The sequence below is a fragment of the Tritonibacter horizontis genome (genome assembly GCF_001518015.1).
GTDB classification, from domain to species: domain Bacteria; phylum Pseudomonadota; class Alphaproteobacteria; order Rhodobacterales; family Rhodobacteraceae; genus Epibacterium; species Epibacterium horizontis.
Map to the genome: position 1 here is coordinate 74,683 of NZ_LPUY01000095.1, position 13,438 is coordinate 88,120.

Consider the following 13,438-nt stretch of genomic DNA (forward strand, 5'->3'; position numbering starts at 1 on the left):
GGCAGCCGCTATAAAGTCTTTGCAAAAGAGTCAAGTATATATTCAGGCTTCCTCTGCGGCATCCGCGGTTGGGGGCAAAGAGGCCGTGGTCGGTCGAATTGCGATGTGGTCAGGCGGTCGTGTCCCCACCGGTCTTGGCTTTTGGGGTTGACAGTTTTGAGGGGCAGAGGCCTAAATATCCAACATTTTTTGAAATCAGGCATGAAATGCTCTTCGCACGTCGCACCGAGACAGATGAACCCGTGGTTGCCATGCTGGCCTCTGCCATTCGGCGCGACATTTCCTTTGGTGCGCTGCGTCCCGATGAAAAGCTGAAGATCGACGGGCTGCGGCAGCGCTATGGCGGCTCCAGCCATTCGATGCGGGAAACGTTGCGGATGCTGGTGTCCGAGGGCATGGTCGAGGCGATCAATCAGCGCGGGTTTCGGGTGACCTCCGCGACCGAAGACGATCTCGCCGATATCTTGTTGATGCGGCTTGAGGTCGAAAAACTGGGGCTCGCCCGGGCCATGGCCCATGGTGGCGTGGCGTGGGAGGCTGCGGTGATCGCAGCCCACCATCAGATGATGCGTGCCGAGACCGCCCTGCAAAACGCGCCTGACGATGCGTCGGTACTGACCTGGGACGAAGCCTGTCGCGGCTATACGCTGACCTTGGTGTCGGCCTGTGGCTCGCCCCGGCTGATCGAGATGACGGGGCGGTTTTACAATCAGTCCCGCCGGTTTCGCCTGGCCCGTCTGCGTGAAGGGCGGATTGACCTGCACAGCCGACAATTGCGTCATGAGGCCTTGAAAGCGGCGGTTCTGGAGCGAAACACACAGGATGCACTGTTGCATCTGGAGGAGGACATCCGCGCCGACCTGCGCGGCTGAACGACAACATCAAGACCACTGGGAGGAGACCATGGTGACTTTCAACAGAAGACAGACGCTTGCGCTTATGGGGGCGGCTGCCGCATCCGGCCTTGCCGCCCCGGCGATTGCCTCGGGCAAGAAACCTGTGGTGGGCGCATTGAGCCTGACCAGCCATTCCGGCAGCTTCATCGCGTTGGAGCGCGGCTATTTCAAAGAGGCGGGCCTTGATGTCGAGCTGAAGTTCTTTCAGGCGGCGCAGCCGATGGCGGTCGCCATTGCCTCTGGCGATGTGGATTTTGGCGTCACGGCCATCTCTGGCGGGTTGCTGAGCCTCGCACAAAAAGGCGCGGTGAAGGTGATTGGCGGCGCGCTGTCCGAAGAGCCGGGCATCGACGGTCAGAAAATCCTCGCCTCTGATGCGGCGTTTCAGGCCGGGCTGACCTCGCCCGCGGCACTGGATGGAAAACGCTTCGGGATGACCACGGCGGGGTCGTCCTTTCACTACATGGGGGCAAAGATAGCCGGAGCCGCAGGCGGGACGCCAGAGTTCATCCCACTGCAAAAAGTAGGCGCTGTCATTGGCGCGCTGAAGTCGGGCCAGATTGACGCCTGGTCGATCGTGCCTCATATCGCCAAACCGCTTGCCGGGTCTGGCGCGGTGCATATCATCGGCGATGTCGCGGATTATCTGCCCAACTATCAGGTGACCACCGTCTTTACCTCGGCAACGAATGCCAATGACGAACGCGGCCTGACCGAGAGTTTCCTCAAAGGGTTCGGCATGGGCGTTGCGGATTACAATGCCACCATGGTCGACAAGGAAAACGGCGAGGCGGCAATGGCCGAAATGGTCGATCTGATCCACAAGTATGTCTATGCGGATCGGCCGCGCGACAAGGCCGCGCCATCGATCATCAACGGCTCCATGCGGATCAACAAGGACGCGGCGATCAATGTCGCCTCGGTCGCGGATCAGCTGGCCTGGATGCAGGCCGAAGGGCTGGTGGATGCTGACATCACGCTCGAGACCTTTCTCGACACCAGCTATGTTGACACCATCGGCGCCTGACCTGCACAGGGTCGGGAACGGACCGGGGGCGGCGGTGGCGCCGCTCCCATTACAGGACTGAAATTCATGGATATTCGACTGGACGGGATCAGCCATTCCTATGGCGAGACCGAGGTGTTGCGAGACATTTCGCTGGATGTGAAATCCGGGCAGATGGTCTGCCTTGTCGGCCCGTCGGGCTGTGGCAAATCGACCTTGCTTCGGTTTCTGGGCGGGCTGGAGCGCCCCACGGCAGGGCGCGTGCTGCAACTGGGGGCCCCGCCCGAAGGCTGCCTCAACCCGCTGACCTATGTGTTTCAGGACTTTGCCCTGCTGCCCTGGCGCAGTGTGCGCGGCAATATCTCACTGGTGCTGGAAGATCACGGTATCCGGGGCGCGCGTGCAGAGGCGATCATTGCCGATGTTCTGGCCCGCACCAAACTTACCGATTTTGCACAGGCCCTGCCGAAACAGCTGTCCGGCGGGATGAAACAGCGGGTCGCGATTGCGCGGGCCCTGGCGGTCAAACCGGCCGTGATGCTGATGGACGAGCCGCTCTCTGCGCTGGACAGCCAAACGCGGGAATTGCTGATGGATGATCTGGTGGCGCTTTGGGATCGCCAGCCGTTCACGGCCGTCTATGTCACCCATAACCTGGCCGAAGCGGTGCGGCTTGGCCATCGGATCGTGGTTCTCTCACGCCGTCCCGGACAGGTTTGCGAGGTCGTCGAAATCGCTAAGCCGCTCGCGGAACGGGGATATGCCGACCCGGAGCTGGAAAAAGTCCAGAAACACCTCTGGACCCTGATGCGCGACGAGGCCCGCGCGGCGGATGAGGAGCTTTTGAATGTCTGATACCTCACTTTCCCGCCAGCCCATCGAAGTGCGGTTTCGCGGCGGCGGTTTCGCCCCTCGCGCGCATCGCTGGGTCGGGTTGGCTGTTTTTGTCGTGTTGATCGGGTTTGTCGAATGGGCCACGCGCAGCGGGTTCATCACCTCCTTGACCCTGCCCAAACCCTCGGACGTTCTGGCGACCCTGGTCGAGCTGTGGCAATCGGGTCTGTTCCTGAAACATATGGTGCCCTCTCTCAGTCGGCTTGCTGTCGGGGCTGTGTGCGGTGCGAGTGTCGGGATCTGCGTGGGGGTGCTGATCGGGTTGTTTTCCTATGTCCGCGCCGGGCTGGTGCCGTTGACGGCGGCGCTGTTTCCGATCCCGAAGATCGCGCTTTTGCCGCTGTTCGTGATCTGGTTCGGCATTGACGAGGGTTCGAAATACGCGCTGATCGCCTTTGGTACCTTCACGCCCACGGTGGTCGCCACCTATGGCGCGGTGGACAATGTGGACCGGTCGCTGATCCGCATGGGCCAGAGTTTCGGACTGTCGTGGTTTTCCATCGTGCGCAAGATTGTCCTGCCGGGGGCCATGCCCGGCATCCTCTCCGGTTTGCGGATCAGCCTCGCCATTGCCATCATCCTGTTGGTGGCGGCCGAGATGCTGGGCGCGCAATATGGCATCGGTGCCTATATTCTGGAAGCCGGCTCGCTCTATGATCTCGAACGGTTGTTTGCCGGTGTGGTGATCCTGTCGCTGCTGGGGGTTCTGACTTCGGGGGCGATTGGCATCATCGAACGGCGGGTGCTGGACTGGCGCAGTTGATCGGCGCTGGTCTGGGCGAGGTCACGCGTTCCAGAGCACCCTGCCGAATCCGGCGAGGTCATAGCCGCCCATCGCCGCGGCCCGTTGGACAAAGGCATCGGTCCGGCAAAACTGGATAAAGGTCTGAAACCCTGGCTGGAACCAGGCCTTTCGATCCACCAGAAGCGCAAATTCTTCCTGGATCAACGGAGTGAACCGCAGGCCGTAGCTCAGCGCGACCGCTTCCAGGCCAAAGGTGACATCGGCCTCGCCGCGTCGGACGCTTTCGACGGCGTCATCCTCGGATCTGGCCACATCCGTCAAGGTCACCGTGTTCAGGTCCAGCTTGGCCTGTGCCGCCAGATCCCGGAACAACCGGTCGGTCCCGGATTCAGGTTGCCGGGGGGCCAGCCGCAGCCCGCTGATGTCCCTGAGGGTCTCCAATGGCGCGCCGGTGTCGCGGTGCACAAGCCCGCGCTGGCGATTGGCAAACTGGATCAGAACGGCGTTTTGTTCCTTGGCCAGTCGCTGGGCGGCGGCCATGTTCCAGGTGCCCGAGAGACTGTCGCGCAGATGCAGCCCGGTGGCGATCCCCTCGCCCCGGACAAACCGGTCCAGCCCGTCCAGCGACCCGTCAAAATAGCTCGCCAGCCCTGATCGAGACTGCCGGATCGCCCAGTCGAGCAATGGGTCGTGACTGCCAAGCAGCACCTGCGGGCGGACAGCGGTCGCCGTCGCGCGTCCGCCTGATTTGGCCCGGTCGAGCCAGTCGCGAATTTCCCCGGCTGGAAACAGCAGTTTGCCCGTGGCACGCGAACAGGGGACCTCGCCCGTGGCAGCGAGGTCGTAGATCTTGCGTTCCTTCAATCGCAAAAGCGCGGCGAGTTCGTGAACGGTCAGGTACTCGTGGTCTGGAAAATCGAGGTCCGTCATGTCGCAGTCTGTTGGGGGCGGCGCAGGAGGGGCACCGCCCCGACTGTATCAGGACTTCGGTGCGTTGGGAAAGAACAGTTGCTGCCCGTCGATCCGATAGCTGGCGATTGCCTCCTGCCCTGCCGGTGATGTCAGCCAATCGGCAAAGATCCTGGCCGCGTCGATATTGGCCGAGGGGCATTTTGCGGAGTTCACGGGAATGACGCCGTATTGATTGAACAGGGCGTCGTCGCCTTCAACCTGGATCACGTAGTCCTGCTTGTTGCCGAAACTGATCCAGGTCGCGCGGTCGGTCATGACATAGGCGCCCATGCCGATGCCCGCGTTCAAAGTGGCGCCCATGCCAGAGCCGGTTTCGCGGTACCAGTCCCCCGAGGCCGACGTGGGATCAATGCCTGCCTCGGCCCAAAGCGCCAGTTCTTTCTTGTGGGTGCCGGAGTCGTCCCCGCGGGAGGCAAAGCCCCCGCCGGTCGCGGCGATTTTGGACAGGGCGGCCTGAACATCCGCCATCCCGCCAATGTCCGCCGGGTCTGTCGCGGGGCCGACGATGACAAAATCATTGTACATTAGATCGGTGCGCAGGGTGCCATAGCCGGCATCGACAAAGGCCTCCTCGGCGGTTTTGGCGTGGACCAGCAGCACGTCGCCATCGCAGTTCTGCGCGTTCTTGATCGCCTGTCCGGTGCCGACCGCAACCACGTTCACCTGGATGCCGGTGGTGTCGTGAAACAACGGCAGAAGGTGATCGTAGAGTCCGGAATTCGCGGTCGACGTGGTTGATTGGACAAGGATCGTCTGATCCGCCGCCAGTGCGCCGGTGGCAAAGGTCAATGCGATGGCGGATGCACCGAATATGGATTGCAGGTTCATCAAAGGGGCCTTTCTCAATATCAGTTAGAATACCAATTTTCCCGACAGGTAATCTCGGGCGACCTGGCTTTGCGGGCGCGGGAAGAACTCCCGCGCGGGGCCATGTTCAACAACGCGGCCACCGTGCAGGAACACCACATCATCCGCCATACGCTGCGCCTGCCCGATGTCATGGGTGACACTGATCACCCGCGTCCCCTGGCTGCAGGCGTTGCGCACAATGGCTTCGATGGATTGCACCGAGGCAGGGTCGAGGCTGGCTGTCGCTTCATCCAGAAGCAGGACATCCGGGGCGCAGGCCAGGGCGCGGGCCAGGGCCAGGCGCTGTGCCTCGCCACCGGACAAACGACGCGCTGGCAGGCGCGCCTTATGAGCCAGGCCGACATGCTGCAGCAACGCGTCGCACAGGTCGCGCGGCCGTCCACGGGCGCGCAGAACAAAGTCGATATTCGCGGCAACCGAGCGGCGGAGCAAAACCGGTTTCTGAAATACCAGCGCCTGACGCATCCTTGCATCGTCCATCGACAAGCCGCCCCAGTCGATCCGCCCCGACGTCGGGGCGATCAGCCCGTGCAGCAGCTTCAGCAGCAGACTTTTGCCCGCCCCGTTCGGCCCCATGATCACGGTGCAGCCATGCGGGGAGAGATCAAGGTCGAGATCTTTCAGGATCGGTGTCCCCTGATCAAATCTCAGACCAAGCCCGCGCAGGCGCAGCGGCAGAAGGTGGTCGGCCTGATCGGTGGGGATTGCGTTTGGCCTGAAGGAAACGGTGTCGAAACTAGACATAGGCCTGCCTCCGCGCGCTCATGCGCAGGGTTTGCACCGCTGCATTGACGCCAAGCGCTATCACCAGCAGCAGCAATCCCAGCGCCAGCGCCAGCGCGAGGTTCCCCTTCGAGGTTTCAAGCGCAATCGCCGTGGTCATCACCCGCGTCAGGTGGTCGATATTGCCGCCAACAATAATGACCGCCCCGACCTCTGCCACAGCGCGCCCAAATCCGGCCAGTCCAACGGTCAACAGCGAATATCGCCCGTCCCACAGCAGGGCCAGAACGGTCTGCCTGCGGCTAAGGCACAGGGAGCGAAACTGTTCGGCATATTCAGCATGGAGGTCCTCCAGCACCTGCCGGGACAAGGCTGCAATGATCGGCGCAATCAGGATGGTCTGCGCGATGATCATCGCGGTGGGCGTGTAAAGCAGGCCAAGAAAGCCAAGCGGTCCCGACCGCGACAGGTAAAGGTAGACCAGCAGGCCGACGACAACCGGCGGCAGTCCCATCAGGGCGTTCATCACCACAAGCAAAGCCCCACGCCCCGGAAACCGCGCCACTGCAACCAGAGCCCCCACCGGCAATCCCAGAAGCCCCGCCAGAAGGGTCGCACTGAGGCTGACGTGGAGGGAGAGCAGGACGATCTCGAAAAGATCCGCATCCCCGGTGGCAACCAGATGCAGCGCGACTGAAAAGGCCTCTCCGATACTCTGCAAGATTTCCGGCCCTCACGAATCTTCCCTAGGTCAGTTTTGGGCGAGTCTGAGAGGTCTCACAAGCCTGTCGGCGGTGTTCTGCTGTCAAAACCCGACGATCTGGACAAATTGGACTGCAATTGACTGCATAATTTCCCGCAAAGGGACAGGCTGACCGAGCAGCGTTTCCGAGGATCGTCTCAGCTCTTTTGAGGTTTGACCGACATCAGGGGGAATGAACCGCAGAGCACTGTGTAAAAACAACAAAGGCGCCCGAAGGCGCCTTGTTTTATTGGTCGGAGCGAGAGGATTCGAACCTCCGGCCCCTGCCTCCCGAAGGCGTGCCTCTATCATGAACTCCATAAAAACAACGTGCTTGAAGCCTTGTGTCGGTCGCTGAGTGCCGCTGAAAGTATCTCAATCGTTGCGGTTTCGTTGCGGCGCAACACGGTCTTGCTTCTTTTGGGAAAAATCGGGTGCACTCAATATACTAGAAGAACGCGATATGCGTGCACGAAATTGAGCCTAGGTGTTCAGTCCCAGCGTCTGATGGATTGGATTGATGATGAATCGATCTGGCTCTGAAGTCCAGATTTTGCAGATGTATTCGTAGGGTGTGAGGCCGTTCAGGGTCTTTAGCCTGCGTGCGAAGTTGTATGCGTCCATGAAGTCGGCAAGGTCCGTTCGTCCGCCGCGCTACGGTTGCGCTGCAGCTTTCAGAGACTGGTTTCGACAATTGCTCAACCTTCGTTCGCAGTTGCCAGCTGTGCCAGTCCTCGTTGCAATGCCACGAAGCAATCAGGGTCAAAAGCCTTGCCAACATCTTCAGCCATGATGTTTAGCGCCTCTTCTATTGGCATTGCAGCACGGTAGGGCCTTTCAGCGGTCAGAGCGTCGAATACATCTGCGACGGTCAGTATGCGGGCTTCGAGGCACAGGTCTTCTGCTCCCAACCCGGCAGGATATCCCTTGCCATCCATTCGTTCATGGTGTGCCCCGGCGACAGGTGCAATGTCTCTGAAGGCCGAGACCCTTTCCAAAATTTTCTGACTGTATTCCGGATGCTTCCTGATTGCGGCCCATTCGGCCTCATCCGGGCGCCCGGGCTTGTCCAGAATTTGATTGCTCACCGCCAATTTTCCAAGATCGTGTAGGAGCGCTGCCCGTCGGAGCCAGCGACGATGATCAGCCCGAAGTCCAAGCTCCTCTGCAATCATATCGGTATAGAGCGTCACCCTATTGGAATGGTCGGCTGTAAAAGGGGATTTCGCGTCGACGACGTCAGAAAAGGCGGATGCGATTTCGTCAAGGTATTCGTCGTCCACAGTTTCGGTCGTTTCGCTCGGGTCAAGCGCGAAGACATGCTCCTCCAGGCATGGATCTTTCAGGCGGGTCCAAAAGTCGGGAGCCGCACTCGCCGTCTCAAGGGCGGCGACAAGGGTTGGATCAAACCAGCCGCCCGAGCGCCCCAAGATTTCGGCTAGTGCCGCGTCTGGACCCTGAGCTGAATGAAAGATGTCCACGACCTGTGACATCAGGGCGATGTTCGAAATGCTGGGCACATCATGGCCCCTCCTGCCCTCGGGCTTGCCTCCGCCATCCCAATGCTCGTCGAGCGACCTTATTCCCTCTTGGACTTGCTTGGAGAAGCGCATCTTCGCAGCTATTTCCGCGCCACGATTGCAGCGGGTCTCAATCAACTCGCGACTGATTTCTCCGCCGTTGCGCAATATATTGACGGTTGCCCGCAACCGCTCACTCAGCCCGACGCCGAGGCCGGTATTGTTAAAGACAAAGCGCAACGCCGCCGAAAGGCTTCCGTCGATCATCTTGAAATCGCGTTTGAAAGCTATGTCATCGGCAATATAGAGATCGCAGATCCGCGCAGCGTTGCTGCTGCATCCAAGGTCTTTCAACAAGAGGGTAAAATAAAGATCTTCGTATTCTTTTCCGGTCATGCCCAAGGCGTGCCCGATGCGCGTCCCGATCCAACAACAGCGGATGCAATGTCCGGGTGGCTGCCCTTCTGTCATGTCAAGTGCGTAGCTCATTGCGCCCAGCAAAGATCCAAGCCGAAGCGCTTGCGCAGATGGAGGCGAACGGACTGCGTTGTAGAGGCTTTTCACGTTCGGGAAAGAGAGAGCGGGGGGCACAAGCATGAACAAGAGATAGGGGCACGAAATGAACACCACTCTAACGCCCGCGCGCATAGTGAGATTTTCTTGATCCCTTGAGCTAATCCCCGATCGCCGGACAAGAGCTGATGTAAACGGGCACATCCAGACCGGCGTTGTTGTTTCAATTCAGTGCCAGTCGTGGCCTAAGCTCGCACGAACAGCGTCCGGCGGTGGTAAAGCCGGAGGTGCGCCACTTTTACAGCGGTCGTTGGGTTGCTGTCACTACGATCTCTCGGCTCCAATAGGTCTGATAGGCCTCGCCGGGATCCGCGCATATTGGGGGGCAGGTCAGCCGTTCAGCGATAGATCATCGTCGGCAACCACATTGACAGGGCCGGCACGAAGGTGAGCAGGAGCAATACGAACAATAGCGGCGCGAGGAACGGCAGGGTGGCCATCACGCATCGCTCGAAGGGCACGCCTGAGACCTTTGACAGAACGTAGAGCACCATCCCGACGGGGGGGGTCAGGAGGCCAATCATCAGGTTGAGGATCAGAATGATGCCGAAATGAACCGGGTCAATCCCCATCTGCACTGCGACCGGCAGGAGCACAGGCGTCAGGATGGTGATCGCGGCGATGGTTTCCATGAAACACCCGACGACCAACACGATCAACATGATGACGAGGATGATCATCGTCGGGCTGTCAGTCATCGTCAGCAACACCCCAGCGAATTTCTGGGCCACTTGGTTGGCGGTCAAGATCCAGCCAAAAATGGCCGAGGCCGCGACGATCACCATGATTGATGCGGTTGTCTCTACTGTTTCCATCGACACATTCAGGATGCGGCGTGGCGTCAGCGTCCGGTAAACGAAAAGGCCCAGTATCATGGCATAGGCCACGGCGGCGATTGCGGCCTCGGTGGGTGTGAATGCCCCGGTCAGGATCCCGCCGACGATGATAATTGGCGTGAAAAGCGGCAGCAAAGCATCGACCAACGTGCGCAAGAACACGCTGCCCCGAAATCGGTCATCGCGCGGGTAGTTCCGTATCCGCGAGTAAACCGCCACCATGATCATCAGCGACATCGCCATGATCAGCCCTGGAACAAGACCGGCGGCGAACAGCTGGCCAATGGAGGCGTTCGCGATCACACCATAGACAACCAGTGGCAACGATGGCGGGATGATGGGACCGATGGTCGATGACGCTGCGGTGATCCCGACTGAAAAATCGGAATCGTAGCCCGCCTCGCGCATTGCCTTTATCTCGATATTGCCAAGACCGCCTGCATCCGCGACCGCGGCCCCTGACATGCCGGCAAAGATAACGCTGGCGCCGACATTGACGTGACCGAGCCCCCCATACATCCAGCCGACAGTGGCTCGAGCAAAGGCGAAAATCTTAGTGGTGATACCTGATGAATTCATCAGATGTCCGGCAAGGATGAAAAATGGCACCGCGATCAGCGGGAAGGAATTGATCCCGTTGACCATGTTATGCAGCACTACAACATCGGGCATCCCGCTGGTCGCAATGAAAAACAGCGATGCGGTGCCAAGCGCCACGGCAACCGGCGCGCCGATAATCAGGAGCAGAAACAAGATCACGAACATAAGGGCGAGTGTCATATGTGGGGGCTTTCGTCAGTTCTTGATGTCGGAAAGGGCGTGATCCTCGAGGTCGGCGATCACCTGCTCGGGAGGGGTGCGGATCTTGCGGATCAGCCAAATCGCCGAATACAGCGCCATGCCGACAAGGCCGATCACGACGCACCAGTAAACAAGGCTTTTTGGAATTTCGGCAGAGGCCATTTTGGTTTTGGTTTTTTGGGCTAATTCAATTCCAACCCATGCCATATAGCCCCAAAAAAAGCAGGTGAGGGCCTCCATTGAGACCGTCAGCCACTTACCAACGCGCGGGGGCAAGTAGCGATAGAAAAAATCCAGGAAAATATGTGTGCCCTTGCGCGACACGCTGACCGCGCCAAAAAACGCCACGAGGATCAACACGTAGCGGGCGATTTCCTCGGTCCAGGCGAGGCTGTCGTTGAGCACATAGCGGGTGAAGAATTGCAGAAAGACGATCACCGCCAGACCCCAGAGGGTCAGCAAACCGGGCAAATCTACAAGCTTGAAGTCCAGGGGTTCAGGCACGGTTTCATTGGTGACAAAGGGGTCGGCCGCATCGCGACCGCCCCCCTCGCCGTTTGGATGTTGGGTTGAGCTCATGGAGGTCCATACGCCTCACAGTGCCTGAAGCCGCTCGAAGTGCTCCATCTCGTAGGGCACCTGATCCGGGTCGGTCAGCATTGGTTTGACTGCGTCCTGAAAGGGCTGCTTGTCGATCTCGTTGACATTGATGCCTTCGTCACGGAACCACTGCACGAGGCTCTGCTCGGAGTCGTAGATGCCCTGCGAAGCCTTGGCGGCGGCTTCCTTGAGCACTGTTTCCACGATCTCGGCATCGTCGCCAAGACGGCCGATAGCGCTGTCAGACGCAATGATGAGCAGCGAGTTCAGGATATGACCCGTCAGGTTGATGTTGGACTGGACCTCGTAGAACTTCTTGAATTGTATCGTCGGCAGGGGATTTTCCTGCGCGTCGACCACGCCTTGTTGCAGAGCCAGATAGACCTCGGAAAAGGCCATCGGGGTCGGGTTCGCACCAACCGCGTTGGGGAACATCAGCATTACAGGGCTATTGGGCACCCGGATCTTTAGACCTTCCATGTCAGACGGTTTTTCGATCGGAAAATTCGAGGTTACATGACGCTGACCGTAGTAGACCAGCCCCATCACGGTATGGCCGGTGGCATCCTTGTAGCCATCGGACAACTCAGCAAAAAGATCGCTTTCGCGATAGGCCTTCCAGTGGTCGTAACCTCGCATGATGAACGGGTAGTCGGAAATCGCGATCGGGCCATAGTAGCGTTCGACGAAGCTCGGACCGGTATAGATGATATCCACCGCGCCGATGCCGAGACCTTCGTTGATCTCCACTTCCTTACCAAGCGATGACGCAGGAAAAACCTGGATGTCGATCCGGCCTTCGGTGCGCTTGCGGGCTTCTTCCGCGGCCCAGAGGGCGACTTGGTGGTAGTCAGAGCCTTCTTCGTAGACATGTGCCCATTTGAGCGCTTGCTGGGCCAGCGCGGCGCTGTTTGCGCCCACGACCATGGCAGCGGCCAAGGCAAGGCCGGTAAGTTTCTTGATAAACATGTTTTCCTCCCGTTGGGACGCCGAGTGCTGGCGTCTTAAACCGGCTCTCCTCCGAGCCAGCCGCAAATAACTTGTATACTTCGTATACCAAGCATACAAGAATTTGATCCACCTGTCGCAAAAAGGCGTATCCGTGCAGTTGGATTGCCTTGGTTTCAGAGCGGGAGCTTTGTAGAAGAACCTTCAGGTTTTTACAGAGGTTAGCGCTAGGGGGGCAGGTCGTTGCCGACGAAAAAATCTTCGCAGCAGATCGAGGGACGTTCCCGCCGTGCGCCCAGTCAACCGCCGCATGGTCCCGCGCGATTCGGTCATTCCGTCCACACCACGGCGGCGGACATCATCCATGAGAATCTCCATACGGCCATTGCCACTATGGTCTTGCGCCCAGGCACCGCGATCTCTGAGACGCACCTTGCTGCCGAACACGGGGTGAGTCGGACGCCGGTGCGGGAAGCGCTGCTGCGACTGGCGAAGGAGCGGCTAGTTGAGATCGTGCCCAAGTCGGGCACTTTCGTAGGGCGAATTCCCGTCTCGGCCCTGATCGAAGCGCTTGTGGCGCGTCGCGCTCTTGAATCTGTGGTGGCTAGACGCGCCGCCGAAGTCGCGACGCAAAGCGCAGTGCTCGAGCTGCGCGCCCTTGTCGAACGTCAGCGTGAAATTGTGACACCCGAGGACCTGCCACGCTTTCACCAGGTGGACGAAGATTTTCACGCCATGTTGGCAAAGATGGCGGGGTATAATGGGATTTGGGAGCTGGTCCGTCAGATCAAGCTACAAGTGGACCGCTACCGGCACCTGACGTTGCCCCAGGAAGGGCGTGTCGGGATGGTGATCAAGGAACATGCTGCCGTGGTCGACGCGATTGAGCGCGGCGATACAGTTGCCGCCGCCGAGGCGATGGAAACCCACCTCGACAAGCTGCAACTTGACATCAAAGTGTTTCGAGAACTTTGGCCCGACTACTTTGTTCACGACTACCCGCTAGACGGCTGACCGGCGCAGAGATCGCACCGATCGAGCAGAGCGTCGTGTCAAACCTGCGGCTCAGCCGGGCGCTGGTGGCCGCACTTGCAGGAGCGGGCCTGGCGATGTGCGGGGCGATCCTCCAGGCGCTTCTCCGCAACTCGCTGGCCGAACCCTTTGTCCTCGGCGTCTCGGCGGGCGCGTCGACCGGCGCGGTCTGCGTGATAGTTCTCGGCGTCGGCGCAGGCAGCCTCTCGCTGTCGCTGGGGAGCCTTTGCTGGCGCCTTCGCCGCATCTAGGTTTTGCGCTTCCCAAGAGAAAGACGAGC

Annotated in this window: 14 protein-coding genes and 1 pseudogene; 6 read left to right on the top strand and 9 right to left on the bottom strand. The window is 59.7% G+C overall.

Translation table 11 applies throughout. From position 1 onward, the window contains the following. Nucleotides 1-206 precede the first annotated feature (206 nt). The 4 genes from TRIHO_RS18260 to TRIHO_RS18275 all read left to right on the top strand — a co-directional run bounded on the left by TRIHO_RS18260 (nt 207) and on the right by TRIHO_RS18275 (nt 3,559). The gene (locus TRIHO_RS18260; protein WP_068247094.1) at nt 207-872 is read left to right on the top strand and encodes a GntR family transcriptional regulator; all 666 of its coding nucleotides are present in this window, start codon (nt 207-209) and stop codon (nt 870-872) included. A gap of 31 nt (nt 873-903) precedes the next feature. After that, the gene (locus tag TRIHO_RS18265) at nt 904-1,923 is read left to right on the top strand and encodes an ABC transporter substrate-binding protein (RefSeq protein ID WP_068247097.1); all 1,020 of its coding nucleotides are present in this window, start codon (nt 904-906) and stop codon (nt 1,921-1,923) included. A 66-nt stretch (nt 1,924-1,989) separates the two neighbouring features. Beyond that, nucleotides 1,990-2,757, top strand: coding sequence for an ABC transporter ATP-binding protein (locus TRIHO_RS18270; protein ID WP_068247099.1), 768 nt, complete (start codon nt 1,990-1,992; stop codon nt 2,755-2,757). Further along, the gene (locus TRIHO_RS18275; protein WP_068247102.1) at nt 2,750-3,559 is read left to right on the top strand and encodes an ABC transporter permease; all 810 of its coding nucleotides are present in this window, start codon (nt 2,750-2,752) and stop codon (nt 3,557-3,559) included. Before TRIHO_RS18270 ends, TRIHO_RS18275 begins: the two co-directional genes overlap by 8 nt. A gap of 21 nt (nt 3,560-3,580) precedes the next feature. Here the strand turns inward: TRIHO_RS18275 and TRIHO_RS18280 are convergent, their stop codons facing one another. From TRIHO_RS18280 to TRIHO_RS18315, 9 genes and pseudogenes are all read right to left on the bottom strand, one after another. Further along, nucleotides 3,581-4,471, bottom strand: a complete 891-nt coding sequence (locus TRIHO_RS18280) for a helix-turn-helix transcriptional regulator (RefSeq protein WP_068247105.1) — start codon at nt 4,469-4,471, stop codon at nt 3,581-3,583. Between the two features lie 48 nt (nt 4,472-4,519). After that, the gene (locus TRIHO_RS18285) at nt 4,520-5,341 is read right to left on the bottom strand and encodes a substrate-binding domain-containing protein (protein ID WP_068247108.1); all 822 of its coding nucleotides are present in this window, start codon (nt 5,339-5,341) and stop codon (nt 4,520-4,522) included. 24 nt (nt 5,342-5,365) lie between these two features. Next, a complete protein-coding gene (locus TRIHO_RS18290) occupies nt 5,366-6,127 on the bottom strand; it encodes an ATP-binding cassette domain-containing protein (protein WP_068247111.1) in 762 nt (253 codons plus the stop codon). After that, nucleotides 6,120-6,827, bottom strand: a complete 708-nt coding sequence (locus TRIHO_RS18295) for an ABC transporter permease (protein ID WP_068247114.1) — start codon at nt 6,825-6,827, stop codon at nt 6,120-6,122. The genes TRIHO_RS18290 and TRIHO_RS18295 overlap by 8 nt, the downstream gene beginning before the upstream one ends. Before the next feature lie 504 nt (nt 6,828-7,331). Next, nucleotides 7,332-7,484: pseudogene (locus tag TRIHO_RS23605) on the bottom strand (IS481 family transposase); the annotation flags it as partial. Nucleotides 7,485-7,546: 62 nt separating this feature from the next. Further along, entirely contained in the window at nt 7,547-8,857 is a 1,311-nt protein-coding gene (locus TRIHO_RS18300) for an HD-GYP domain-containing protein (protein WP_068247224.1), read from the bottom strand. 422 nt (nt 8,858-9,279) lie between these two features. After that, nucleotides 9,280-10,557: a TRAP transporter large permease gene (locus TRIHO_RS18305; protein ID WP_068247118.1), complete on the bottom strand. Its 1,278-nt coding sequence runs from the start codon at nt 10,555-10,557 to the stop codon at nt 9,280-9,282. A gap of 15 nt (nt 10,558-10,572) precedes the next feature. Then, the gene (locus TRIHO_RS18310; protein ID WP_165595929.1) at nt 10,573-11,082 is read right to left on the bottom strand and encodes a TRAP transporter small permease; all 510 of its coding nucleotides are present in this window, start codon (nt 11,080-11,082) and stop codon (nt 10,573-10,575) included. Nucleotides 11,083-11,172: 90 nt separating this feature from the next. Beyond that, a complete protein-coding gene (locus TRIHO_RS18315) occupies nt 11,173-12,147 on the bottom strand; it encodes a sialic acid TRAP transporter substrate-binding protein SiaP (RefSeq protein ID WP_068247124.1) in 975 nt (324 codons plus the stop codon). A gap of 222 nt (nt 12,148-12,369) precedes the next feature. On the opposite strand from TRIHO_RS18315, the gene TRIHO_RS18320 reads away from it, so the two are divergent. Continuing rightward, the gene (locus TRIHO_RS18320; RefSeq protein WP_207498737.1) at nt 12,370-13,140 is read left to right on the top strand and encodes a GntR family transcriptional regulator; all 771 of its coding nucleotides are present in this window, start codon (nt 12,370-12,372) and stop codon (nt 13,138-13,140) included. Nucleotides 13,141-13,175: 35 nt separating this feature from the next. Beyond that, complete coding sequence (locus TRIHO_RS18325; RefSeq protein ID WP_068247127.1) at nt 13,176-13,409, top strand: iron chelate uptake ABC transporter family permease subunit; 234 nt, start codon at nt 13,176-13,178, stop codon at nt 13,407-13,409. The last annotated feature ends 29 nt before the right edge of the window (nt 13,410-13,438 follow it).

Coding starts and splice junctions, on each gene's coding strand:
- TRIHO_RS18280 (WP_068247105.1), bottom strand. CDS start 4,471: ATGACGGACCTCGATTTTCCAGACCACGAGTACCTGACCGTTCACGAA.
- TRIHO_RS18285 (WP_068247108.1), bottom strand. CDS start 5,341: ATGAACCTGCAATCCATATTCGGTGCATCCGCCATCGCATTGACCTTT.
- TRIHO_RS18265 (WP_068247097.1), top strand. CDS start 904: ATGGTGACTTTCAACAGAAGACAGACGCTTGCGCTTATGGGGGCGGCT.
- TRIHO_RS18315 (WP_068247124.1), bottom strand. CDS start 12,147: ATGTTTATCAAGAAACTTACCGGCCTTGCCTTGGCCGCTGCCATGGTC.
- TRIHO_RS18270 (WP_068247099.1), top strand. CDS start 1,990: ATGGATATTCGACTGGACGGGATCAGCCATTCCTATGGCGAGACCGAG.
- TRIHO_RS18300 (WP_068247224.1), bottom strand. CDS start 8,857: ATGAGCTACGCACTTGACATGACAGAAGGGCAGCCACCCGGACATTGC.
- TRIHO_RS18305 (WP_068247118.1), bottom strand. CDS start 10,557: ATGACACTCGCCCTTATGTTCGTGATCTTGTTTCTGCTCCTGATTATC.
- TRIHO_RS18275 (WP_068247102.1), top strand. CDS start 2,750: ATGTCTGATACCTCACTTTCCCGCCAGCCCATCGAAGTGCGGTTTCGC.
- TRIHO_RS18260 (WP_068247094.1), top strand. CDS start 207: ATGCTCTTCGCACGTCGCACCGAGACAGATGAACCCGTGGTTGCCATG.
- TRIHO_RS18290 (WP_068247111.1), bottom strand. CDS start 6,127: ATGTCTAGTTTCGACACCGTTTCCTTCAGGCCAAACGCAATCCCCACC.